The following is a 22,202-nucleotide window of genomic DNA, read 5'->3' as shown; positions in this document are numbered from 1 at the left end:
CGAGCTCGAATGATCAACCTGCCGATTAGCGAGGACCCGACCTGATGCACCTCCCCCTGCTGGTGGTCACGGCCGTACCGGCCGAGGCCGACGCCGTACGCGCGGGCGCCGACCCCGACCACGTCGTCGTCGCCCCGGTGGGTGTCGGCCCCGCCGCAGCCGCCGCCGGCACCGCCCGGCTGCTGGCCACCGGCCGCTACCGCGCCGTCATCTCGGCCGGGATCGCCGGCGGCTTCCCCGGCCGCGCCCCCGTGGGCGCCACCGTGCTCGCCACCCGCAGCATCGCCGGCGATCTGGGCGCCGAGACCCCCGACGGCTTCCTCACCGTCGACGAGCTCGGCTTCGGCGAGAGCGTCGTCAATGCCGACCCCACCCTCCTCCAGGCCCTGACCACCGAGATCCCCGGGGCGATCGTCGGCGACGTCGTGACCCTCAGCACCGTCACCGGCACGCAGACGACCGCCGACCGCCTGGCGAAGAGTTATCCACAGGCTGTGGCCGAGGCCATGGAGGGGTACGGCGTGGCCGTCGCCGCCGCCGGTCTCCCCTTCGCCGAGCTGCGCACCATCTCCAACCCGGTCGGCCCGCGAGACCGCGCCGCCTGGCGGCTCAAGGAGGCCTTCGCCGCGTTATCCACAGCTTCCGCCCGGTTGTGGACAGCCTGTGGATAACTTCACCGTGTGGGATGAGAGACACCTGTCGTGACGCCGGTCCACCCGGAACACCCTCTAGCGTGGACCTCGTGGCGCTCTCACTCGCGGTCTCCCCGTGTCCCAATGACACGTTCGTCTTCCACGCTCTCGTGCACGGGCTCATCCCGGGCACGCCCGAGGTCAATCTGACCTTCGCCGACGTCGACGTGACGAACACGGCGGCCGAGCGGGGCGAGTTCGACCTGGTCAAGGTCAGTTACGCGGCGCTGCCCTGGCTGCTCGACGACTACGAACTGCTGCCCACCGGGGGCGCCCTCGGTCGCGGCTGCGGCCCGCTGGTGCTGGCCCGTGAGCCCGGTCTCGACCTGGCCGGCAAGACGGTGGCCGTCCCGGGCGACCGCACCACGGCCTATCTGCTGTTCCGCCTGTGGGCGGCCGACCGTGCGCCGGGGCGCATCGAGGTCGTCCCGTTCCACCAGATCATGCCGGGCGTGGCCGAGGGCAAGTTCGACGCCGGCCTGGTCATCCACGAGGCCCGCTTCACCTATCAGCGCTATGGCCTCACCGCGCTGGCCGATCTGGGCGAGTGGTGGGAGTCCGACACGGGGCTGCCCATCCCGCTGGGCGCGATCCTGGCCAAGCGCGGTTCGGTCGACCCGGCGCAGGCCACCGAGTGGATCCGCAACTCGGTCAGCATGGCCTGGGCCAACCCCGACGCGAGCCGCGAGTTCGTGCTGGCCAACGCGCAAGAGATGGAGCCCGAGGTCGTGCAGCAGCACATCGACCTCTACGTCAACGAGTTCACGCTCGAGCTGGGCCGAGACGGATTCGCCGCCGCCGACGCCCTGTTGCAGCGTGCGGCGGCGGCGGGTTTGACGCCGTCGGTGAAGCCTTTTATCTAGATCTCGAACTCTTTGGCGACCGCGTGGATCACCTGCGCGATCTTCTGGGCGACGCGCTTGTCGGGGTAGCGGCCGCGGCTCAGGCCGGGCTGCACCTGCGACTCGAGCACCTTGATCATGTCTTCGACCATGCTGTGCAACTCTTCGGCGGGCCGGCGTCGCAGCTCGGACAGCGACGGCGGCGCGTCGATCAGCTTGACGCCCATCGCCTGGGCGCCCTTGCGGCTGTCGACCACGCCGAACTCGATGCGCTGGCCTGTCTTCAACTCGGCCACCCCGGCCGGCAGCGCGCCCTTGGGCAGGAACACGTCGCCGCCCTCATCGCTGGTGACGAACCCGAATCCCTTCGCCGCGTCGTACCACTTCACTCGACCCGTGGGCACCGCTGACCTCAACTTCACTCAATGGAAACAACCGCTCACCGCAAAGGCTACTTAAGCGGCGGGCTCGGACCCAACTGCAATCTCGCGCAGCAGCGCCGGCAGCCCGGTGAGATCCTTCAACACGTACGCGGCCCCGGCGTTCCCAAGATCGTCCGGCGAGCAGGGCCCGGTGGCGACGCCGATGCCCGGCACCCCGGCCGTGCGCGCGGCCACCATGTCGGCGATGTGATCCCCGACATACCAGTTCGCGCCGTGCTCGGTGATCGCCGCCGCCTTGCCCTCGGCGAACAGGTCCCCGGCCACTTCGTCGACGACGATGCCCAGGTGATCGAGGTGCATGTGCGCGAGCCGGCCCAGCTTCGAGGTGACCACCACGACACGGAGACCCATCTCACGCACGGCGGCCAGGGCCTCGACAGCGCCCGGCATCGGCACGGTCGGCGTGATCGCGTACCGGGTGTAGAGGGCCCGGTAGGTGACCACCGTCTGTTCGATCTGCTCGGGCGGGAACCAGTGCCCGAGTTCGGTCCGCAGCGGCGGGCCCAGCCGGCTGACCGCGAGGTCGGCGTCCACGAGGACGCCGGTCTCGGCGGTCAGGGCCTGGTAGGCGGCCCGGATGCCCGGCCGGGAGTCGATCAGGGTCATGTCCAGGTCGAACCCGACCGCCGAGGTCATGAACAGCAGCTCACGCGGGGGTCGACGGGATGTAGTGCAGTTGCTCGACCGGCAGCGGGAAGGTCTGATCGTCACCGAACGGCGACGGCGCGGCGGCCCGGTCGGAGAGGATCTCGGACACGTCGAAGTGGTCCTCGGGCCCGCGGGGCTGGGTCTGACGCTCGGCGGCGCCGCCCTTGACGTCGGTTCCCGGCAGAGTGTTCTTCGCGGCCACGGATGTCCCCTTCAGTATCCCAACGAAGTCCCGGACGAGCCGGGCACGCCAATATCGTCCCACGGTCGCTAGCGTTGAACACGATGGCCACCACATTCGCCGATCACCTGCGGTCGCTCACTGACGAAGCGCTGAGCGCGCTCGTTCAGCTGCGCCCGGATCTCGTCGTCCCCGTACCCGCCGACATCTCCGCTCTCGCCGTCCGGGCCCAGTCCCGCGGCTCGGTCGCCCGCTGTCTGGACGGCCTCGACGAGTTCACTCTCGCCGTCCTCGACGCGGCCCGGCTCAGCCGCTCGGCCGAGACGGCACTGACCTCGGTCGACGCGATCCTCGAGCTCGCCTGCGACGTCGAGCCGGCCGATGTCCGCGTCGCCGTCGACCGCCTGCGGGTCCGGTTCCTGATGTTCGGCGGCGACGACTCCCTGCACCTCGTGGCCGCGATCGACGAGGTCACCTCGCCCTATCCGGCCGGTCTGGGGCGTCCGGCCGACTTCCTCGACCCACAGGCCGCGGCGCTCTGCGCCGACAAAGCCAAATTGCGGCGTACGGTCCTGGCCGCCCCGCCCGGCGCCCGGGCCGTGCTCGACCGGCTCGCCGCCGGTCCGCCGATCGGTGCGCTAGGCCGCGACTCCCACCCAACCCAAAAACGGACTAAAGGCACAGCCGGCGAGCCGGTGCGCTGGCTGGTCGACAACCACGTGCTGGTGCCGATCAGCGAGGCCGGCCGGGCCCCGCGGGCCGACGGTGAGCTGGTCGAACTGCCCCGCGAGGTGGGCCTGCTGCTGCGCCGCGACACCGGTCCCCTGGGCCCGCTGCGGCCGTTCCCGCCGATCCCCGAGGGCAGCGCCCGCGACCCCAAGTCCGTCGACTCGGCCGGTGCGGGCCAGGTGATGGAGGCCGTCCGCAGCACCGAGGCGCTGCTCGAGGCGCTGGCCGCCGAGCCAGCCCCGGTGCTGCGGGCCGGCGGTCTGGGCGTTCGCGACCTGAAGCGCCTGGCCAAGACGGCCGGCCTCGACGAGCCCGGGGCGGCCCTGCTGCTCGAGGTGGCCCACGCCTCGGGCCTGCTCGGCGAGGCCGATGCGGCCGGCACCGCCCGTTCGGTGACCGTGAGCCGGGCCTCGGGCGCGGTCGACGAGATCTTCCTGCCCACCGGCGCCTACGACCTGTGGCGGGCGCTCAGCCTCGCCCAGCGCTGGGTCTCACTGGCCCGGGCCTGGCTGGCCATGACCCGGCAGCCCGGCCTGATCGGGCAGCGCGACGACCGCGACCGCCCGATCAACGCGCTCGCCCCCGACGCCGAGCGGGCCGGCGCCCCGCAGGCCCGGCGCGAGGGCCTGCTGGTGCTGGCCGACCTCAAGCCGGGCACCGCGCCGCAGGTCGACGAGGTGCTGGGCCTGCTCGCGTGGCAGACCCCCCGGCGCTCGCGCGGTCGTGAGGCGGCCCACCGCGACGCTCTGACCAGCGCGGCCGCGCTCGGCGTGACCGCGCTCGGAGCCATCACCTCGTACGGCCGCCTGCTCTTCGAAGATGTCGACGACGCCGATGGTGATCCGCTCGGCGTCCGCCCGGGGGCGACCGAGCCGCCGGGTGATGTCGTACGCACACTCGATGCCCTGCTCCCGGCTCCGGTCGACCATGTGCTGGTGCAGGCCGACCTGTCCGTGGTGGTGCCCGGCCCGCCCGAGCCCGAGCTGGCGGCCGAGCTCGACGTGGTCGCCGAGCCCGAGTCGGCCGGCGGGGCGAGCGTGTTCCGGGTCACCGCGGCCAGTGTGCGGCGGGCCCTTGACGTCGGGTACACGGCGGCCGACCTGCACTCGCTGTTCCGCCGCCGGTCACGCACCCCGGTGCCGCAGACGCTGAGCTACATGATCGACGACGCCGCCCGCAAGCACGGTGGCCTGCGCGCCGGTTCGGCCGGCTCGTATCTGCGCAGCGACGACGAGGCGCTGCTGGCCGAGGTGATGGCCGACAAGCGGCTCGGCTCGCTGGGCCTGCGTCAGATCGCGCCGACCGTGCTGGTCAGCCCGCTGCAGGTGGTGCGGCTGCTGGGCGGCCTGCGGGAGGCCGGTTTCGCGCCGGTCGCCGAGGACGCCGGGGGCGCCGCCGTGCTGAGCCGGCCCAAGGTGCGCCGCGCGCCGACCCGTACGTCGGTGGCCTCCCGCCTGGCCGACCAGGCCGGCCCGCCGCTGCTGTCAGGGCCGCGGCTGGCCGGGGTGGTCGAGCAGATCCGGCGCGGGGACATCGCCACGCGCGCGGCCCGCCGGGCCCCGGTGAGCGTGCGCGCGGCCAACGGGCAGGGCGTTCCCGGGCTGACCTCGGTGCAGCAACACGGCCAAGCCATGGCGGTGCTGCAACAAGCCGTACGGGAAAAGGTTCGGGTCTGGGTGGGTTATGTTGACTCGCACGGCGCCACGTTGTCGCGCCTGGTGCGGCCGGTGTCGCTGAGCGCGGGCTATCTGCGGGCCGAGGACGAGCGTACGGAAACCCTGCACACCTTCGCGTTGCACCGCATCACGGCCGCGGTGCCGGACGAAGAGAACTGACGCGCGCGGGTCGCACACCCCCGTCGGGTGCGACCCGCCTCCCCCGCGCTTCTCTGTCAACGCGGTCGCGGGCCGAAAGGTTGCACCGACTTCGTGTCAGACTGGAGGGTCGGTGTGAGCTCTTCGAAGGGTGTTACTGGTGAGCGGCGGACCACTTATCGTCCAGTCCGACAAGACCCTCCTGCTGGAAGTCGACCACCCGGACGCGAAGGCGTGCCGGATGGCCATAGCCCCGTTCGCCGAGCTCGAACGGTCGCCGGAACACGTGCACACGTACCGGTTGACCCCGCTCGGCCTGTGGAACGCGCGCGCCGCCGGGCATGACGCCGAGAGTGTGGTCGACTCCCTGATCAAGTACTCGCGCTACCCGGTGCCGCACGCGCTGCTGGTCGACGTGGCCGAGACGATGGACCGCTACGGGCGGCTCCAGCTGGTCAACGACCCCGGGCACGGCCTGGTGCTGCGCGGCCTCGACAAGATCGTGCTGATCGAGGTGGCCAAGTCGAAGAAGCTGGCCGGCATGCTCGGCGCCAAGATCGACGACGAGACCATCGCGGTCCACCCGTCCGAGCGCGGGCGGCTCAAGCAGGCGCTGCTCAAGCTGGGCTGGCCGGCCGAGGACCTGGCCGGTTACGTCGACGGCGAGGCCCACGAGATCAATCTGGCCGAGGACGGCTGGACCCTGCGGTCGTACCAGCAAGAGGCGGTCGACGGCTTCTGGGCCGGTGGTTCCGGGGTCGTGGTGCTGCCCTGCGGCGCCGGAAAGACGCTGGTCGGCGCGGCCGCGATGGCCACGGCCAAGGCGACGACGCTGATCCTGGTCACCAACACGGTGGCCGGGCGGCAGTGGAAGCGCGAGCTGATCGCCCGTACGTCGCTCACCGAGGACGAGATCGGCGAGTACAGCGGCGAGCGCAAAGAGATCCGCGCGGTCACCATCGCCACCTACCAGGTGCTCACGTCCCGCCGCGGCGGCACCTATCCCCACCTCGACGTGTTCGGCGCGCGCGACTGGGGCCTGGTCATCTATGACGAGGTCCACCTGCTGCCGGCGCCGATCTTCCGGTTCACGGCCGACCTGCAGGCCCGTCGCCGGCTCGGCCTGACCGCGACCCTGGTCCGCGAGGACGGCCGCGAGGGCGACGTGTTCTCGCTGATCGGCCCGAAGCGCTACGACGCGCCGTGGAAAGACATCGAGTCGCAGGGCTGGATCGCCCCCGCCGAGTGTGTCGAGGTGCGGGTCACGCTCACCGACGCCGAGCGGATGGCGTACGCGGTGACCGAGGCCGAGGAGCGCTACCGGGTGGCCGCCACCGCGCGCACCAAGCTGCCGGTCGTGCGCGCCCTGGTCGAGCAGCACCCGGATGAGCAGGTGCTGGTCATCGGGGCCTACATCGACCAGCTGCACCAGCTGGGCGAGTACCTCGACGCCCCGATCATCCAGGGCTCGACCACCAACAAAGAGCGCGAGCGCCTGTTCGACGCGTTCCGCTCGGGCGAGCTGAAGACGCTGGTGCTGTCGAAGGTCGGCAACTTCTCGATCGACCTGCCCGAGGCGGCGGTGGCCATCCAGGTGTCGGGCACGTTCGGCTCGCGGCAAGAGGAGGCGCAGCGGCTGGGCCGGGTGCTGCGGCCCAAGGGCGACGGGCGGCAGGCCCACTTCTACACGGTCGTCTCGCGGGACACGATCGACACCGAGTACGCCGCCCACCGTCAGCGCTTCCTGGCCGAGCAGGGCTACGCCTACACGATCGTCGACGCCGACGACATCCTCGGCCCAGCCCTGCCCCAGATCGACTGACGACCCGCTAGGACGGTGACAGCGTCTCGGGCGCTGTCACCGCCGGCTGGGCCGGGCCCTCGATGCTGCTGTCGGCGCCGGCGAAGGCCAGGAAGCCGCACGTGACCAGCACGAGCACGACGGCCGCGACGATCCCCACGATCAGCCACAGCTTGTTCCGGTTGGCGGCTGGCGGGGGCGGCGTGAAGCGGGTGCCGTTCTCTTCGTGGGCGGCCGCGGCCACCACCTCGGGGCTGCCCAGGCGTTCGAGCACCTCGATGATCTCGCCCTCGCTGGCCAGGTTGCGCTCGGCCTGCTCGGCCGCGATGTGCGCGGCCAGGTCGTTGAGCAACTCGCGGCGCTGCAGGACGGGGAGGCCGGCCAGGCGCTGATCAACCTCGCGCAGGTATTCGGCGACGACGTCGTTCTCTCGGGTCTTCATGCGGCCTCACCTGTGCCCACAAGTCGGTCGACGGTCTGTCGGAACTGCACCCATTCGGTGCGGAAGTGGTCGAGCGCGGAGCGCCCGCCCGGGGTCAGGCCGTAGTAGCGCCGCGGGGGCCCGCTGGGCGACTCGACCCATTTGCTCTCCAGCCAACCCGACCGGCGCAACCGGGAGAGCAGCGGATAGATCGTGCCCTCGCCGACGGCCACACCGGGCTCCTCGCCCAGTCGTCGCACGAGCTCGTTGCCGTACCTGTCCTCGGTCTCGACCATGGCCAGGACGCAGAACTCGAGAGTGCCGCGGCGCAGACTCGTCGCCAATTGCGAAGCTTCTGCCATGCGCGACACAGTACCTTGCGCCGCAAGGTAGGTCTAGACCGGCAGCTCCGGGCCGGGTTCGAGCAGGTCTTCCATCAGGTCACCGTGCTTCTCGACCCGCTTCAACACCTCGGTCGCGAGGTAGTGCCGAGGCTCCTGCGCCCCGGTCGCCACCGCCTCGACCTCGTCCCAGGTCAGCGGGGTCGAGGCGGTCGGCTCGGCCTGGGCCCGCAGCGAATAGGGCGTCACCGTGGTCTTGGCCGCGCTGTTCTGACTCCAGTCGATGAAGACCTTGCCCGGCCGCACGGCCTTGGCCATCTTGGCCGTGATCGAGCCGGGGACCATCGCCGCCAACTCTTCCGCGACCTTTTTGGCGTACGCCGCCACGAGCTCGGCGTCCTGCGTGCCGGAGATCGGGCAGCACAGCTGCATCCCCTTCTTGCCCGACGTCTTCGGGTAGGCCGCGACCCCGTCCGCCTCGAGCCGGTCGCGCATCAGCACGGCCACCGCGCTGCACTCCTTGAGCCCGGCCGGCGCCCCCGGATCCAGGTCGACGACGAGCAGGTCGGGGTCGGCCCCGATCCGCCACTGCGGGGTGTGCAGCTCGAGCGCGGCCAGATTGGCCAGCCAGACCAGCGTAGGCAGCTCGTCGACGACGACGAAGTCGATGGTCTCGCGGCTCCTGGTCGATCCGGGCACCGGCAGCGTCTCGAGGCGCACCCAGTCCGGCGTACCCCCGGGCTTGTTCTTCTCGAAGAAGTGCACCCCATCGACGCCGTTCGGATAGCGGATACGGGTCACCGCGCGGCCGGCCAGGTGCGGGAGCATGACCGGGGCGATGCGCGTGTAGTAGTCGATGACCTCGCCCTTGGTGAAGCCGGCGGCCGGGTACATCAGCTTGTCGAGGTTCGAGAGCTCGAGATCCCGGCCGTCGATCGAGACGGGGAACCGGTCAGCGGGCATCGTCGTCCTCCTCCGCACACTCCTCGGCCGACTTGTCGTCGCGCAAGCGCAGGTAGCGGGGGAACCGCAACCGCCCGTCCGGCGTCCGGTTGCCGTAGCGGACCTCGACCACCAGCTCCGGTCGTACCCAATGGGCTCCCCGGGAATCCTCGCGGGGCACCGCGCCCGCCGCGAACGGCGAGTCCTTCCGAGCCAGCGGCTCGAGCGCGGCCAGCAGCTCTTTCTCGGCCACGGCGCCGATGCCCCCGCCGACCCGGCCCCGGAACGCCAGCCCGTCCGGGGTGGGCACACCGACGAGCAGACCCCCGAGCTTGCGTACGCCGGACCGCCAACCACCGATCACGTAGTCCCCGGTCCGGTCGAACTTGACCTTGACCCAGTCCGGCGAGCGGCTGCCCGGCAGGTAGCCCGAGTCGTCCCGCTTGGCCACCACGCCCTCGAGGTTGTTCTCGCGGGCCGCGTCCGCGGTGGCCGGCCCGTCGCCGAACGAGGGCGGCACCATCCAGTTCGGCCCGGCCAGCCCGAGCTCGACCAGCTTCTCGCGGCGGGCTCGATAGGGCAGGCCGGTGCAGTCGTGGCCGTCGAGAAAGAGCAGGTCGAATATCATGTACGTGACCGGCAGGGTCACCGCCAGCCGGGCCGCCCGCAGCCGTTCGCGCACGTGCATGCGCTCGGCCAGCGCGGTGAACGACGGCCGGCCGCCCGCGTCGAGCACGACCATCTCGCCGTCGACCAGGGTGCCCGCGGGCAGCCGGAGGTCGGCGATCTCGGGGTACGCCGCCGTCACGACCGCCCCGGAGCGCGCGAACAGGTCGGGTGGCCCCTCGGTGAAGAGCGCGAGAACGCGTACCCCGTCCCACTTGAACTCGTAGCTCCAGCCCGGCCCGACCGGCAGCGCACCGGCGGTCGCGAGCATCGGAGACAACGGCGCACCAGGCACCCGATCACCATAGGCAGGATCGAACACCTTACGCAGGGGTCTCAGTGATGCCATCCTGATCAGGTCGTCTCACCGGCGGGTACAGGAGTTGTCATGCGAGCGATCTGGAAGGGCGCGGTCTCCTTCGGCCTGGTGTCCATCGCCGTCAAGCTGTACTCGGCGACCGAGGAAAAAGACATCCGGTTCCATCAGGTGCACCGCACCGACGGCGGCCGGATCAAGTATCAGCGCACGTGCTCGGTCGACGGCGAGGTGGTCAGCTACGACGACATCGCCAAGGGCTACGACATCGGCGGCGGCGAGATGGTGATCCTCACCGACGAGGACTTCGCCGACCTGCCGCTGACCACATCGCGCGCGATCGACGTGCTCGAGTTCGTGCCGGCCGAGCAGATCGACCCGATCCTGTTCGCCAAGTCGTACTACCTCGAGCCCGAGGGCCAGGCGGCCAAGCCGTACGTGTTGCTGCGCGACGCGCTGCAGGACGCCGACCGGGTCGCCATCGTCAAGATCGCGATCCGCCAGCGCGAACAGCTGGCCACGCTGCGGGTGCACGAGGGCGTGCTCGTGCTCAACACCATGCTCTGGCCGGACGAGGTGCGTACGCCCGACTTCGGGTTCCTCGACGAGGACATCGAGACCCGCCCGGCCGAGCTGGCCATGGCCAGCTCGCTGATCGACTCGATGGCCGGCAGCTTCAAGGCCGAGGAGTTCACCGACAACTACCGGGCCGCCCTGCAAGAGGTGATCGACGCCAAGGTCGAGGGGCGCGAGATCGTGCAGCCGGAAGAGGCCGAGGAAGCCCCGGCGGCCGCGGTCGACCTGATGGCGGCCCTGAAGGCCTCGGTCGAGCGGGCCAAGGCGGCGCGCGGCGAGTCGGCGCCTTTGGAAAAGAAGACGCCGGCCAAGAAGGCTCCGGCCAAGAAAGCGGCAGCGAAGAAGGCCACACCCGCCAAGAAAGCGGTGAAGAAGTCGGCGTGACTAAAGTTGGCCCGTGGCATTGACGTGGGCTGAGTCTTACCTGGGCAAGGTGCGGGCGAGCGTCGGGGATTCCGACACGATCCTGTTCGTCGGGGCGCGAGGCGTGATCTTCGACGACCAGAACCGGCTGTTGCTGATCCAGCGGTCCGACAACCACCGCTGGGCCATTCCGGCCGGGGCGATGGAGCTCGGCGAGAGCATGGAAGACTGCGCGATCCGCGAGGTATGGGAAGAGACGGGCCTGCGGGCGACCTCGCTCACGCCGTTCGCGTTCTACAGCGCGTACACCTACACGAACGACTACGGGCACACCTACCAGCAGATCCTCATGTCGTTCCGGATCCACACGTGGGAGGGCGAACTGCTGCGCCAGACCGAGGAGTCGGTCGACGCGGGTTTCTTCCCGCTCGACGCGCTCCCCGGCCCGAAGTCGTTCGTCCTCGACGAGACCCTGGCCGACCTGGCCCAGTTCGAGGCCACCGGCCGCCTGGTGATGAAGTAGCGGTCAGCGCAGCTCGCCGGCCAGCAGCCCCATCGTGAACTTGTCGATCCACTGACCCTCGTGGCGGAACACCTGCCGCAGCCGGCCCTCCTCGACGAAGCCGACCTTGCGGTAGATGTGCAGGGCGGCCTCGTTCTCGACGACCGCGGTCAGGGTGATCTTGCGTAGGCGCATCTTCTCGAACCCGTACCGGCAGGCCGTCCGCATCGCGTCGGTGGCGTACCCCTTGCCCCAGAAGTCCTTCTCACCGAGGTAGATGTCCAGGTCGGCCACGCCGGTCTCGGGTTCGGCGCCGTGCAGCCGCACCAGCCCGATCAGCGTGCCGCCCGGCTCCTCGATGCCGAAGAGCACATCGCCGTACGCGTTGCCGGCCCGCTCGTCGAGCCACTTGGCCACCTGCCCGATGGTCTCGGCGTAGCCCTCGTCCATCCACCGCATGACCTCGGCGTCGTGGTTCCAGCGCCACAACGACTCGGCGTCGGCCACACCCATGGCCCGCAACCGGACCTGTTCCCCGTAAGCATCCACGGCGGGTCAGCGTATCCGCACCTCGCGCGTGAAATCGTGCCCGCACGGCAGCACGACGAACACGACCGACTCGACCAGCAGCGAGCCGTCCTCGAGCTCCTGATAGTCGAGCGGCTCGGCGTTGACGTCGGTCACCACCTTGTCGCAGGTGGGACACCGGCCGCCGGCCGTCACGACGCCGAACTCGCTGGCCGGCAGCGCGTCGGGCGTGGGGTCGGGGGTCGCCTTCTGAGCCGGGGTCATGGGTGGGCGGAGATGAGGCTTGGCCATACCCCACCGTACGGCGAAATCAGACACCCCGGCCGGAAGCCACCGCGTCGGCGTACTTCATGGTCAGCGGGCGAGCGTCCTCGAAGTTGAGCGCGTGCACGATCGCGTGGTGCTGCTCGCCGGCGTCACGCTCCGGCCCGGCCAGCGCCGAGGCCAGCTCAGCCTCGTCGACCGGACCCAGACCCAGCGGTACGAAGGCCACGGGGTCGGCGCCGTAGGCCCCGGACGGCGGCGTCGCGCCGGGCGGATAGGGGCGCCCGAGCATGTCGAACCAGATCTCGTTGTCGTCATCGTCCCAGGCCTCCATCAACTGGGACTGGTCCGACAGGTACTCGTGGTAGGCCGCGCCGTCGCGGAACAGCATGGCCACCAGCACGTCGGAGTCGAACAGGCTGAACGTGGCGGCCAGCTTGAGGCGCGTCGCCAGTCCGTCGGTCTCGGCATAAACCCCGTCACCCTCCGGGACCACCGCCCAGCGGCGCTCGCCCATCGGCATGATCACGGCCCGCTGCCCGCACCCCGCCACCGCGGCTCGGACGTCTTCCAGTTCACCGACGGCCAGAACCGTCTGATAGCTGCTGCCCACGGGCCGAGACAGTACGCCTACGGAACCTTGGGCTCGGGCAGCGGCTTCACCGCGCCGGCGATCGTGATCGAGATGATCAGCAGTACCGCCACCGCGACCAGAGCGTTCTTGACCATGATGTGGTCGCCGAGGAAGCCGATCAGCGGCGGCCCGCCCAGGAAGGCGCAGTAGCCGATCGAGGCCACCACACTCACCCGGGACGCCGCGTGGGCCGGATCGTCGGCGGCCGCGCTCATGCCGACCGGGAAGCCGAGCGACGCCCCCAGCCCCCAGAACAGCGCGCCCACGAAGGCCAGCGGCGTCGACGGTCCCAGGATGTAGAGCGCCAGCCCGGCCAGGCTGACCGCCGCCAGCACCCGCACGACCGCCACCCGCCCGTACCGGTCGAGCAGGGCCGGCCCGAACCACCGCCCGGCCGTCATCGCGGCCAGGAAGAGCGCGAAGGCGAGCGTGCCGACAGCGGCCGACGTGCCGTAGCTGTCGATCATCGAGACGCTGATCCAGTCGATCCCGGCACCCTCGGTGAACGCGAACGCCAGCACGAACACACCGACCATGATCGTGCGCGGCTCACGCCACGTAGCCAGGGCATCGTGCAGCCCGTTGCGCTTGGTGACCGGCGCGGTCGAGCCGACCATCGTCGGGTCGGACGGGGTCACGGCCGGCACCGGGCCGGCGTCGTCGGGCACGAAGGCGCGCACCGAGACGATGACGATGGCCGCGATCAGCACCGCGGTGACGGCCAGGTGGATCGTGACCGAGATGCCGAGCGCGACCGCCCCCGCCCCGACCAGGGCGCCCGCCACCGTGCCGACGCTGAAGCCGGCGTGGAAGCGCGGCATGATCGCCTTGCCCAGACGCCGTTCGACGATCGCGCCCTGGACGTTCATGGCCACGTCCCACGAGCCGTTGGCGAACCCGAACGCGAACAGGCCCACGACCACTGGCAGCACACCGAACTGGTAACCGATCGCGATCCCGATCAGGGCCACACCGAGTAGCGCGCCCATCACGGCGACCGTGCGGCTGGAACCGAACCGGGCCACGACCTGACCCGCCAGCAGCAGCGAGATGATCGAACCGGCGGCCAGCGCCAGCAGCACCAGGCCGATGCCGGACGGGGTCAGACCGAGCTCGTCACGCACCTGCGGGATCCGGGAGGCCCAGCTGGCGGCCGCGACCCCGGCCATGATGAAGGCGGCATAGACCGCGCGGGTCGCCGCCCGTACTTCCGGGGTGGCTTCGACTTCGGTGGTCACTGCGGCACTCCCAGGAAGCGGCCGACGATCGTCCGGGTCTCCGCGCGGTCGTCCGTGGCGGTGGACAGGATGAGGTGCATGACGAGGCCTTCGATGACCGCGTCGATCCCCCGGGCGGTGACCGGATCGATGAAGCGCTCCAGAACCGTCCGTGACCGGCGCATCCAGGCGTCGGTCACACTGCGGAGGGTCGGGTTGCGCAGGGCGGCCAGATAGAGCTCGTACGACACCGCCCAGTCGCGCGGGTCGCCGCCGGCGTCCCCGTTGATCAGGTCGGTGACGGCGTCGGCGAAGCCGGCCAGGTCGGTGACCCCTTCGAAGTGCGCCTCGTAGCGCGGCGACATCAGCTCGGCATGCCGCCGGAAGGCCTGTTCGAGCAGGTCCTCCAGGTTGTCGAAGTGGTACGTGATCGAGCCCAGCGGCACGTCGGCGGCGGCCGCGATGCGCCGGCTGGTGGTGCCGGCGACACCGTGGTCGGCGATCACCTCGATGGCCGCGTCGACGATCCGGCTCTTGCGGTCGGGGTCGTAGCGCCGGGGCGAGCGCGCGGTGGGCACGACGGTCACGGCTCCACCTCCCGGATCACGCGGGCCGGATTGCCCACAGCGACCACGTTCGGTGGCAGGTCTTTGGTCACGACCGCCCCGGCGCCGACGACAGTGTTGTCACCGATGGTCACCCCCGGCAGTACGAGAACCCCGCCGCCGAGCCACACGTTGTCGCCGATGACGATGGGCGAGGCGGCCTCCCACTTCTCGCGCCGCGGCCCGGCCGCAACCGGGTGCCAGGCCGTGAGCAACTGCACGTTCGGCCCCATCTGCACGTCGTCGCCGATCGTGACCGTCGCCACATCCAGGCTGATCAGACCGAAATTGGCGAAGGTGCGGGCGCCCACGAACGTCTGGTAGCCGTAGTCGCACCGGAACGGCGGCCGGATCTCGCTGTCCTCACCGAAGCGGCCGAGCAGCTCGGTGAGCAGCTCGCGCCGCAGAGCATGGTCGGTGGGGTCGGCCGTGTTGAGACGATGGGAGAGCGCCGCGGCCCGGTTCATGTCGTCGAAGAGGGCCGGATCGTCGGCCCGGTAGAGCTCACCGGCGAGCATGCGCTCGCGCATCGTGGTCATGCGTACGAGCGTACATAAGGTTGCGTGATTAGACTTCCGCCCCGTGATCGCGGAGCCGGCTTGGGATGTGGCAATTGTCGGCGGCGGGCCGTCTGGTCTGTCGGCAGCACGGGCCGCAGCCGCCACCGGCGCGCGCACGATCGTGCTGGAGCGGGCCGAGCACCCCCGCTACAAGACGTGCGGCGGCGGTCTCATCGGAACTTCCCTGGCGTACGCCGAGAAGCACATCGACGTGCCCGCGCGGGACAAGATCTCGGCGTTGACCTTCACGCGCGACGGCCGGAACGAGTTCACCCGCCACGCCGCCTCGTCGCCGTTCCTCACCCTGGTCCGGCGCGACGAATTCGATCACGCCTGGTATTCGGCCGCCGTCACCGCCGGTGCCGTGGTCCGGCAGAACGCCCAGGTGCGCGCCGTCGACCAGGGCGTGGTGACGCTGACCGACGGTGAGCAGATCTCCGCCCGTACGATCATCGGCGCCGACGGCTCGGCCGGCATCACGGCCCGGTACGTCGGGGTCGGCTTCGAGCAGCAAGACCTGGGCCTCGAGGTGGAACTGGCCGCCACCGAGGCCGACCGCGCGACGTGGCGAGGCCGGGTGCTGCTCGACTGGGGCCCGTTCCCCGGCTCGTACGGCTGGGTCTTCCCGAAAGAGGACGAGCTCACCGTCGGCGTGATCATGGCCAAGGGCCACGGCGCCGAGACGAAGCAGTACCTGGCCGACTTCCGGCAGCGCCTCGGCCTCAACGACCGCCCGGTCATCCGCGACTCCGGACATCTGACCCGCTGTCGCCGCCCCGACGCGCCGCTGCGGCGAGGTCAGGTCGCGGTGGTCGGCGACGCCGCCGGCCTGCTCGAGCCGTGGACCCGCGAGGGCATCAGCTACGCCCTGCGCAGCGGCGGGTGGGCCGGCCGGCACTGGCAAGATCTTTCCCAGTACGAACGTCAGGTGACCACCGAACTCGCGCCCGAGATGGCGGCCGGGCGGCGCATGCTGGACGCCTTCTCCCGCTACCCCCGGGTCGTCCACACGGCGATGGCCACACCGCTGGGCTGGCGCGCCTTCGAATCGTTCTGCCAGGGCAACCTCTCGATGGCCCACGTGATCGAACGCCCGAGCATCCGAGCCCTGCTGACCCTGTTCCGCGCCTGATCCGGCAGTCTCTGGTCCGCGCCCAGATCGGCTGGCCCTGACCTGCGCCCAGATCGGCTGGCCCTGACCTGCGCTCAGATCGGCTGGCTGGCCGCCTAGATCGACCGGCTCCGGTCCGCGCCTAGATCGGCTGGCTCTGATCCGCGCCTGGATCGTCGGGCATCGCGCGTAACGGCCAAGGCGCCCACTGCACCGCGGCGGCGAACCCGCTGCGTCGCGCCTCCCGGGAGTCTTCCCTGGTCAGCGGTCCTTCCCGGCGAGCGTTGATGCCGACCCCGATGAGCCGGCTCTCGTACCAGGAGCCACCGACCCCACGCCGCACCCGCTCCCACAGCCCACCCTCGACGAGGGCCGCGGCCTGGATGCGCACCAGCTCGACCAGCTGCGCCGGATCCTCATCGCAAACGGCGCACGCGCACCCCGGCAGCGTCTCGACCCACCATCGACCGAGACGCAGAGCAATGCCCGGCGTCTCGGTGAACGCGATGGCCAGTGGTGCGGCCGCAGGCGTACGCGGCATGAGTCTTTCCATCCGCACCAATGCATCAGCCGCCCCGAGAGACTCCTTGCTTTCCCGGCGGTCGACCATGTATCGCTCCGCCAGCTCGTCCAGCAGCGCCTCGGCCGCGTCCCGCAGGACGGCAAAGCGAGCAACGTGCGGGTCAGCCCTCACCAGCGCAGTATGCCGTCCCCGGCCGACGACCCACCAGCGCTTCGCCCGGACTTCCCCTCATCAGGAAGAGAACTCCCCCTCCTTGACACCCCCGACGAACGCCTCCCATTCCTCAACAGTGAAGGACAGGACGTCGTCCGGGCTGGTCGAGTTGCGGACCAGAACATGACTCCCGGTCAGCGCCACCTCGACGCAGTTGCCGCTCGTGCAGCGTTTGGTCTTGCGCCATTCCAGTTCTGCGGTCAACTTGATCATTTGCGCACCTCCGTGCCGGTTCCCGAGGTCCACGTTAAGGGACCATTTCCCGATCCGGCAGGAATGAATGGCGTGAACATCGAACGGTATGCGGCTTAAGCCCGGTATCCACCGGCAGATGCGCCCTTTTTGAAGCAAATTGCGCCTTTTACGGAACACCGTCAACCGAGGCTGGAGTCGGGATCCGTACACTGCCCGAGGGCATATTTCCGATTCAAACCGACAAGTCGACCCGGAACAAAAGGCGACATGCGATTCAGCATGCCGCCCTTTGCACAAAAAAATCCCCGCCTGCGGCGGGTAGTGTTAAAATCCGATCAGAAAACGAACTCGTCGTTCTTGACTCCCGCGACGAATGCGGACCACTCGGCTGCAGTGAATGCATGGGCCGGGTTCTCAGGGTTTTTGCTGTCCCTGATCAGGTACTGCCCGTCGACCATTGCCACTTCGACGCAGTTTCCACTCGCGCAGCGGCTGCTCTTGCGCCACTGGGGCGATTCGACCTCGTGCATCTGGACTCTACCGTGCCTCTCGAATTAAGGTGATAAATACCTATTAAGTTTGATTCAACTTCGACGGCCCGGAGAGATCGCTCCAAGATCCTTTATGCGCTTCTTGACGAAGGCGATCGTGTCGCTCTCGTCGATTGCAGCTTGCCAAAGTTGGTCGAAACGCTTTCGGTGCCTTCCGGTTTCGGCACGGTTTTCCACTGTGTCGTCGACCATCCCGTTCTCGCGATACATGACTTCGCGGTCGGGGTGCAGAGGGTCGACGGTCAGCAATTCGAAGCTGCCGTTGTTCGCGATGGTCTGCGGGACATCGAACGGCAGCATGCGCATTTCAAACAGTCCACGGTCGGCCAGCGCAACAAGTTCCTGCAGCTGCCGGATGAAGATGTCGACCCCGCCGATCGGGCGCATGAACACTGATTGATCGGCCAGAAAGTAGTACTTGAGCGGGTCGCTCCGCTGAAGCATGGCCTCGAGACGCTTGCTCCTGATCTCGACGAGAGCATTTACCTTCGCCTCGGAGAAGCCGTCGTTCTTCTGCCACGCTCCCGTCAGCGCCGCCGCGTACTCCGGAGTCTGCAGCGGGCCATGCACGTAGTAGACGTTGAACGAGCGCAGCTCCGTCGCTTCCGCCTCGTACTCGAGGAACTTGAGGAACTCGTCGGACGTGCTCTCCCGGAAGCGGGGCTCCTGCCACCACGCGTAGGCCGGGCGCTTACGGGTCCGCGCGATGCGGGCATCGGCCAGCAACGAGTCGACGGTCGCCTTGTCGCGAATGCCCAGCAGATTCAGCAGGCCGCGGAGGTCGTTGATCGAGAGGGAGACGTCACCGTTCTCGATGCGGATGACCTTGCTGAGGGACCACTCCATCTCTTCGGCGACCTGCGCCTGGGTAAGCGGAATCGCCTCGCGAGCCTCGCGTATCGCAATGCGAACACGCCGGCGCGCGATAGTAGGCGAGTCGCCGTCGGCCATAGATCCTTCACCGTTGAAGAGGTCCGGGTGTAACCACGTCGTAACTTGCCACCTCGCTGATAGCCATCTGGCGGTCAGCGAGGTGCACTCTAGTACCGTCCTATCAGAACGATTGCGGAGGGGTGGGGTTTTGGCAAACTACGAGGTCATCCGCCTCGTGGTTCAGGCCGCCGCGAGGTCAAGCCCCCGTTCGGGTGGCCGGGCGGCCTCGAGGGAGCGCCGCAGGGCCCGCTTGACCTGGTTGAATTGACGTTCTTCGGAGCACGCGTACAGCACCACGTCAGAACCGCGATAGAGGGCGTGCAGTTCCCACCCGCGCGGTCGCCGGACCGTCGCGGGCAGGACGCATGCCAGGGGAACCGTCACGGCAAGTAGCAGCACGGCGTACGCGGCCGGCGGCTCGAACAGCGTCCAGCCGGCGCTCACAGCGGCCACGGTGCCGGCCGCAGCCATGAGAACAGTCATCGGGGAGGCGGGCCTCGAAGCGGCCCGTGTGACGCCTACGTGGTGGAGGTCGCGAACCGCGTAGCTCCGCCGGGGATTGGTGTGCCAGATGAAGAGTTGATCGGTAACCACGGCGTCCGGACCGTTGTAGTAGGTACGTTTACTCATGGCGCACTCCTCCCCGCTGCTTCTTGCGAGGGAGGAAAGACCGGGCCACCATGGGCACAGGAGAGATGCATTTCCAGCCTCGCGCGTCATACCTGACTGAGAAGTCAACAGCGAGCGTTCGTAGAGGCCAGAACGGCACCCGGTTGCCGCCGGGTGCCGTTGTTCGAATCTCCCCTCAACTTCCGCCCTTGTTGCTCTGTCATCAGTAGAGCATGCCGTACGGCCGACCGCTACCATTCAATCTGCCATGTTGCAGATTGCGTGCAAGCCGACTGACCGGGTGAGGGGCGCGTCACTTCGACCAGCTTGTGGCGTTTCATAGAAGAACCGACCGGGTAGGCCAGACGTCGGATGCCACTGTCGAACCTGTGATTGGGCAGGTAGAAGGGCGATAACCCGCATGGAGAGCCGATTGAAGATCGCGGGCCAGGCGGTGCAACCCATCCTGGTGATGTTCCCTCTGGGGCTGTTCGCGATGGCCATCATCTTCGACCTCGCCAACCTGGCCGGGGCCCCGGCGATCGTCGGATCGCTGGCCTACTGGAACATCGTGGCCGGCCTGGTCGGCGGTATTGCCGCCGCCGTCGCGGGCGCGATCGACGTAGCCTTCGTCCGCCGTCCGGAGGCCAAGCGCATCGGCGTGCTGCGGATGCTGCTCAACATGGGCGTGCTGTTCCTCTTCGCCGTCATCGTCATGGTGCGGGTCGGCGACCCGAACCGGGAGGCCGGCGTCGGCCTCTTCCTGCTCGAACTGATCGCGCTGGCCATCTCCGGCTTCGGCGCCTGGTTCGGCGGTGAACTCGCCAACGGCCGCACCCCGGCCTTCGCCCGTGCGGCCGTGGGCAACCGGGGCTACTGACGGCTTGGTCAAGACCCCACCCGTACGCCGAAATGCCAGAAGCCCAGGTCGATGACCTGGGCTTCTGCGTGGAGCCGCCTGACGGAATCGAACCGTCGACCTACGCATTACGAGTGCGTCGCTCTAGCCGACTGAGCTAAGGCGGCAACGAGAAACAAGTGTACGGTATGCGGCCCGGCGGGTCGGCGGGGCCACCCCCAAAGGCGCCGAAGGATCGACGACGGTTCTGTCAGGGGGCGGGTCTAGTGTGCCTGGCGTGACCGTCGATCACCCGCAACCTCCCCCCTCGGGCCCGGTCGTGCCGCCGCGGCCCGCGAGCATGGATCCTCAGCAGCTGGGCTTCACGCCGCAGCGGCCGGTGGGCTGGCTCGCGCCGCTGTTGCTGCTCAGCACGGGTCTGCGCACGCTGCTGGCCGTGCTCTTCGGGGCCTATCTCGACAAGCGCGAGCTGCAGAACGCGCTCGACGGCGACTGGTTCGATCATTCGCAGACCGCCGACGGCGAGATCTGGCTCGACTACGTGGCCGACCTGGGCGACGGCTTCGACGCGACGTATTCGGTGGCCTACCTGATGGCCCAGCCGAGCATCGAGGTCGACGGCGCCTCACTGCCCCGCGGGCGGCTGCTGCTCATGGGTGGCGACCAGGTCTATCCGCTGGCCAGCGGCGACGGCTACGAGAGCCGCATGAAAGGGCCCTACCGCGCTGCCCTGCCCGAGCCGCCGGTCGATTCGCCCCAGCCGACGCTGTTCGCGCTGCCGGGCAACCACGACTGGTACGACGGTCTCACTGCCTTCATCCGGCTCTTCGCGCGCCGCCGCGACGGTCACATCGGCGGGTGGCGCACCGAGCAGCGGCGCTCCTATTTCGCGGTCAAGCTACCGGCGAACTGGTGGCTGTTCGCGATCGACGAGCAGTTCGGCGCCTACATCGACGATCCCCAGCTCGGCTATTTCGAAGAGGCGGCCCGGCACGTCGGCCACGACGACCGCGTGATCCTGATGACGCCGTCGCCGAAGTGGGTCAAGTCGGTCGACAAGCCGGAAGAGTACGACGCGATCGACTACTTCATCCGCAAGACGCTCGACCCGACCGGGGCGTCCACGCGAGTGCTCGTCTCCGGCGACCTGCACCACTACGCCCGCTACAGCGACCCCGAACGTGAGCTGATCACGTGCGGTGGCGGCGGCGCCTACCTGCTCGGCACCCAGCAGCTTCCGAAAGAGCTGGTCGTGCCCCAGCCCGACACGCTGACCCGCAGCCGCAGCGCCAGCAAGCCGTACGCGTTCCGCTCGTCCTATCCGGATGCCGCGAGCTCGAAGCGGATGGCCTGGGGTGTGTTCGGCCGGGTGGTGAAGCGCAACCCCGGGTTCGCCACGATGCTCGGCATCATCCACGTGCTCACCATGCTGGCGATGGCCGGCGCCGCGGCCGGCAATGCGGGCATCGTGCAGCGGCTGTTCAGCATCCCCTTGACCGTCATGCTGGTGCTGATCCTGGCCGGGTCGGTGGCGTTCGCCCAGCCGCCCAAGGCCGACCGGCCCAAACATGCCCGGCACTGGGTGGCCGGTCTGCTGCACGCGTTCGCCCACATCGGCCTGGCCGCGGGCGGCACCTGGCTGTGGTTGCAACTGCCCTTCCACGACTGGACGTGGCCCGGCCCGCTGGTGGTCGCCGCAGTCCTGTACGGGCCGGTCATCGGATTCTTGGCGACCCAGCTGACCGCGCTCTACCTGCTGATCGCGTCCACTGTCGACGTCAACGTCAACGAGCTGTACGCCGGGCAGGGCATCGAGGACGCCAAGAGCTTCCTCCGCATGCACATCGCCGCCGACGGCACCCTGACGATCCACCCCATCGGCATCGACAAAATCTGTCGCAAGTGGACGCCCGACCCGCACGGCGCCCCCGACGTCTCCTGGCTGCACCCCCGAGACCCGCTGGTCCCCCACCGCATCGAAGCACCGATCGAAGTCCGCTGACCAACAGCTGCGCGACGCCTACCCACTAGGCTCGTCACAGCGCGGGCTCGTCACAGCGCGGGCTCGTCACAGCGCGGGCTCGTCACAGCGCGGGCTCGTCACAGCGCGGGCTCGTCACAGC

General features: G+C 69.3%; 27 protein-coding genes and 1 tRNA gene. 9 read left to right on the top strand and 19 right to left on the bottom strand.

Going from position 1 to position 22,202, the window contains the following annotated elements; translation table 11 throughout:
* Nucleotides 1-44: 44 nt before the first annotated feature.
* Nucleotides 45-671, top strand: a complete 627-nt coding sequence (locus tag M1L60_RS22585; protein WP_253239465.1) for a futalosine hydrolase — start codon at nucleotides 45-47, stop codon at nucleotides 669-671.
* Between the two features lie 71 nt (nucleotides 672-742).
* Nucleotides 743-1,555: a 1,4-dihydroxy-6-naphtoate synthase gene (locus tag M1L60_RS22580; RefSeq protein ID WP_253239464.1), complete on the top strand. Its 813-nt coding sequence runs from the start codon at nucleotides 743-745 to the stop codon at nucleotides 1,553-1,555.
* Here the strand turns inward: M1L60_RS22580 and M1L60_RS22575 are convergent.
* Genes M1L60_RS22575 through M1L60_RS22565 form a run of 3 tightly spaced genes read right to left on the bottom strand, consistent with a single transcriptional unit; the run spans nucleotide 1,552 to nucleotide 2,827 of the window.
* Nucleotides 1,552-1,938 (bottom strand): cold-shock protein, encoded by a 387-nt coding sequence (locus tag M1L60_RS22575; RefSeq protein WP_253239463.1) that lies wholly within the window; start codon nucleotides 1,936-1,938, stop codon nucleotides 1,552-1,554. The two genes, M1L60_RS22580 and M1L60_RS22575, sit on opposite strands and share 4 nt — an antisense overlap.
* A gap of 51 nt (nucleotides 1,939-1,989) precedes the next feature.
* Nucleotides 1,990-2,613 carry an HAD family hydrolase gene (locus tag M1L60_RS22570; protein ID WP_253239462.1) on the bottom strand — a complete coding sequence of 208 codons (624 nt, stop codon included), beginning with the start codon at nucleotides 2,611-2,613 and terminating at the stop codon, nucleotides 1,990-1,992.
* A gap of 10 nt (nucleotides 2,614-2,623) precedes the next feature.
* A complete protein-coding gene (locus M1L60_RS22565; RefSeq protein ID WP_253239461.1) occupies nucleotides 2,624-2,827 on the bottom strand; it encodes a hypothetical protein in 204 nt (67 codons plus the stop codon).
* Between the two features lie 83 nt (nucleotides 2,828-2,910).
* On the opposite strand from M1L60_RS22565, the gene M1L60_RS22560 reads away from it, so the two are divergent.
* Nucleotides 2,911-5,370, top strand: coding sequence for a helicase-associated domain-containing protein (locus tag M1L60_RS22560; RefSeq protein WP_253239460.1), 2,460 nt, complete (start codon nucleotides 2,911-2,913; stop codon nucleotides 5,368-5,370).
* Nucleotides 5,371-5,509: 139 nt separating this feature from the next.
* Nucleotides 5,510-7,171, top strand: coding sequence for a DNA repair helicase XPB (locus tag M1L60_RS22555; RefSeq protein WP_253239459.1), 1,662 nt, complete (start codon nucleotides 5,510-5,512; stop codon nucleotides 7,169-7,171).
* 7 nt (nucleotides 7,172-7,178) lie between these two features.
* On the opposite strand, the gene M1L60_RS22550 is transcribed toward M1L60_RS22555, so the two are convergent.
* From M1L60_RS22550 to ligD (M1L60_RS22535), 4 genes are read right to left on the bottom strand one after another with little or no spacing between them, the layout of a single operon-like run.
* Nucleotides 7,179-7,592: an HAAS signaling domain-containing protein gene (locus tag M1L60_RS22550; protein ID WP_253239458.1), complete on the bottom strand. Its 414-nt coding sequence runs from the start codon at nucleotides 7,590-7,592 to the stop codon at nucleotides 7,179-7,181.
* Nucleotides 7,589-7,933: a PadR family transcriptional regulator gene (locus M1L60_RS22545; protein ID WP_253239457.1), complete on the bottom strand. Its 345-nt coding sequence runs from the start codon at nucleotides 7,931-7,933 to the stop codon at nucleotides 7,589-7,591. Before M1L60_RS22545 ends, M1L60_RS22550 begins: the two co-directional genes overlap by 4 nt.
* Before the next feature lie 33 nt (nucleotides 7,934-7,966).
* Nucleotides 7,967-8,875 carry a non-homologous end-joining DNA ligase gene (ligD, locus tag M1L60_RS22540; protein ID WP_253239456.1) on the bottom strand — a complete coding sequence of 303 codons (909 nt, stop codon included), beginning with the start codon at nucleotides 8,873-8,875 and terminating at the stop codon, nucleotides 7,967-7,969.
* Nucleotides 8,865-9,815 carry a non-homologous end-joining DNA ligase gene (gene ligD, locus M1L60_RS22535; protein WP_253239455.1) on the bottom strand — a complete coding sequence of 317 codons (951 nt, stop codon included), beginning with the start codon at nucleotides 9,813-9,815 and terminating at the stop codon, nucleotides 8,865-8,867. Before ligD (M1L60_RS22535) ends, ligD (M1L60_RS22540) begins: the two co-directional genes overlap by 11 nt.
* Before the next feature lie 93 nt (nucleotides 9,816-9,908).
* On the opposite strand from ligD (M1L60_RS22535), the gene ku reads away from it, so the two are divergent.
* The gene (ku, locus tag M1L60_RS22530; protein WP_253239454.1) at nucleotides 9,909-10,796 is read left to right on the top strand and encodes a non-homologous end joining protein Ku; all 888 of its coding nucleotides are present in this window, start codon (nucleotides 9,909-9,911) and stop codon (nucleotides 10,794-10,796) included.
* A gap of 13 nt (nucleotides 10,797-10,809) precedes the next feature.
* Nucleotides 10,810-11,298 (top strand): NUDIX domain-containing protein, encoded by a 489-nt coding sequence (locus M1L60_RS22525; protein WP_251799261.1) that lies wholly within the window; start codon nucleotides 10,810-10,812, stop codon nucleotides 11,296-11,298.
* Nucleotides 11,299-11,301: 3 nt separating this feature from the next.
* On the opposite strand, the gene M1L60_RS22520 is transcribed toward M1L60_RS22525, so the two are convergent.
* From M1L60_RS22520 to M1L60_RS22495, 6 genes are read right to left on the bottom strand one after another with little or no spacing between them, the layout of a single operon-like run.
* On the bottom strand, nucleotides 11,302-11,826 hold the full coding sequence (locus tag M1L60_RS22520) for a GNAT family N-acetyltransferase (RefSeq protein ID WP_253239453.1): 525 nt from the start codon (nucleotides 11,824-11,826) through the stop codon (nucleotides 11,302-11,304).
* A 6-nt stretch (nucleotides 11,827-11,832) separates the two neighbouring features.
* Nucleotides 11,833-12,096, bottom strand: coding sequence for a hypothetical protein (locus M1L60_RS22515; protein WP_253239452.1), 264 nt, complete (start codon nucleotides 12,094-12,096; stop codon nucleotides 11,833-11,835).
* Nucleotides 12,097-12,115: 19 nt separating this feature from the next.
* Nucleotides 12,116-12,682: a hypothetical protein gene (locus M1L60_RS22510; protein WP_253239451.1), complete on the bottom strand. Its 567-nt coding sequence runs from the start codon at nucleotides 12,680-12,682 to the stop codon at nucleotides 12,116-12,118.
* Between the two features lie 17 nt (nucleotides 12,683-12,699).
* Nucleotides 12,700-13,941, bottom strand: coding sequence for an MFS transporter (locus tag M1L60_RS22505; protein WP_253239450.1), 1,242 nt, complete (start codon nucleotides 13,939-13,941; stop codon nucleotides 12,700-12,702).
* A complete protein-coding gene (locus tag M1L60_RS47925) occupies nucleotides 13,938-14,507 on the bottom strand; it encodes a TetR/AcrR family transcriptional regulator (protein WP_253239449.1) in 570 nt (189 codons plus the stop codon). The genes M1L60_RS22505 and M1L60_RS47925 overlap by 4 nt, the downstream gene beginning before the upstream one ends.
* A complete protein-coding gene (locus M1L60_RS22495) occupies nucleotides 14,504-15,064 on the bottom strand; it encodes a sugar O-acetyltransferase (protein WP_253239448.1) in 561 nt (186 codons plus the stop codon). The genes M1L60_RS47925 and M1L60_RS22495 overlap by 4 nt, the downstream gene beginning before the upstream one ends.
* Before the next feature lie 43 nt (nucleotides 15,065-15,107).
* Between M1L60_RS22495 and M1L60_RS22490 the strand changes: the two genes are divergently transcribed.
* Nucleotides 15,108-16,217, top strand: coding sequence for a geranylgeranyl reductase family protein (locus M1L60_RS22490; RefSeq protein WP_253239447.1), 1,110 nt, complete (start codon nucleotides 15,108-15,110; stop codon nucleotides 16,215-16,217).
* 121 nt (nucleotides 16,218-16,338) lie between these two features.
* Here M1L60_RS22490 and M1L60_RS22485 read toward each other — a convergent pair whose 3' ends face one another.
* The 5 genes from M1L60_RS22485 to M1L60_RS22465 all read right to left on the bottom strand — a co-directional run bounded on the left by M1L60_RS22485 (nucleotide 16,339) and on the right by M1L60_RS22465 (nucleotide 19,241).
* Nucleotides 16,339-16,890 (bottom strand): DUF6226 family protein, encoded by a 552-nt coding sequence (locus M1L60_RS22485; protein ID WP_253239446.1) that lies wholly within the window; start codon nucleotides 16,888-16,890, stop codon nucleotides 16,339-16,341.
* A 60-nt stretch (nucleotides 16,891-16,950) separates the two neighbouring features.
* Complete coding sequence (locus M1L60_RS22480; protein ID WP_253239445.1) at nucleotides 16,951-17,145, bottom strand: DUF397 domain-containing protein; 195 nt, start codon at nucleotides 17,143-17,145, stop codon at nucleotides 16,951-16,953.
* Between the two features lie 317 nt (nucleotides 17,146-17,462).
* Nucleotides 17,463-17,657 carry a DUF397 domain-containing protein gene (locus tag M1L60_RS22475; RefSeq protein ID WP_253239444.1) on the bottom strand — a complete coding sequence of 65 codons (195 nt, stop codon included), beginning with the start codon at nucleotides 17,655-17,657 and terminating at the stop codon, nucleotides 17,463-17,465.
* Between the two features lie 54 nt (nucleotides 17,658-17,711).
* Nucleotides 17,712-18,629, bottom strand: a complete 918-nt coding sequence (locus M1L60_RS22470) for a helix-turn-helix domain-containing protein (RefSeq protein WP_253239443.1) — start codon at nucleotides 18,627-18,629, stop codon at nucleotides 17,712-17,714.
* Nucleotides 18,630-18,791: 162 nt separating this feature from the next.
* Nucleotides 18,792-19,241 carry a DUF6232 family protein gene (locus tag M1L60_RS22465; protein ID WP_253239442.1) on the bottom strand — a complete coding sequence of 150 codons (450 nt, stop codon included), beginning with the start codon at nucleotides 19,239-19,241 and terminating at the stop codon, nucleotides 18,792-18,794.
* Nucleotides 19,242-19,641: 400 nt separating this feature from the next.
* Between M1L60_RS22465 and M1L60_RS22460 the strand changes: the two genes are divergently transcribed.
* Nucleotides 19,642-20,100, top strand: coding sequence for a DUF2231 domain-containing protein (locus M1L60_RS22460; RefSeq protein ID WP_253239441.1), 459 nt, complete (start codon nucleotides 19,642-19,644; stop codon nucleotides 20,098-20,100).
* 69 nt (nucleotides 20,101-20,169) lie between these two features.
* Here M1L60_RS22460 and M1L60_RS22455 read toward each other — a convergent pair.
* Nucleotides 20,170-20,246, bottom strand: a tRNA-Thr gene (locus M1L60_RS22455).
* A 173-nt stretch (nucleotides 20,247-20,419) separates the two neighbouring features.
* Between M1L60_RS22455 and M1L60_RS22450 the strand changes: the two genes are divergently transcribed.
* Entirely contained in the window at nucleotides 20,420-22,081 is a 1,662-nt protein-coding gene (locus M1L60_RS22450; RefSeq protein WP_253239695.1) for a metallophosphoesterase, read from the top strand.
* The last annotated feature ends 121 nt before the right edge of the window (nucleotides 22,082-22,202 follow it).

The organism is Paractinoplanes aksuensis (assembly GCF_024137025.1).
In the GTDB taxonomy this organism is placed as follows: Bacteria; Actinomycetota; Actinomycetes; order Mycobacteriales; family Micromonosporaceae; genus Actinoplanes; species Actinoplanes aksuensis.
This window is presented reverse-complemented; position numbering and strand designations above follow the sequence as displayed.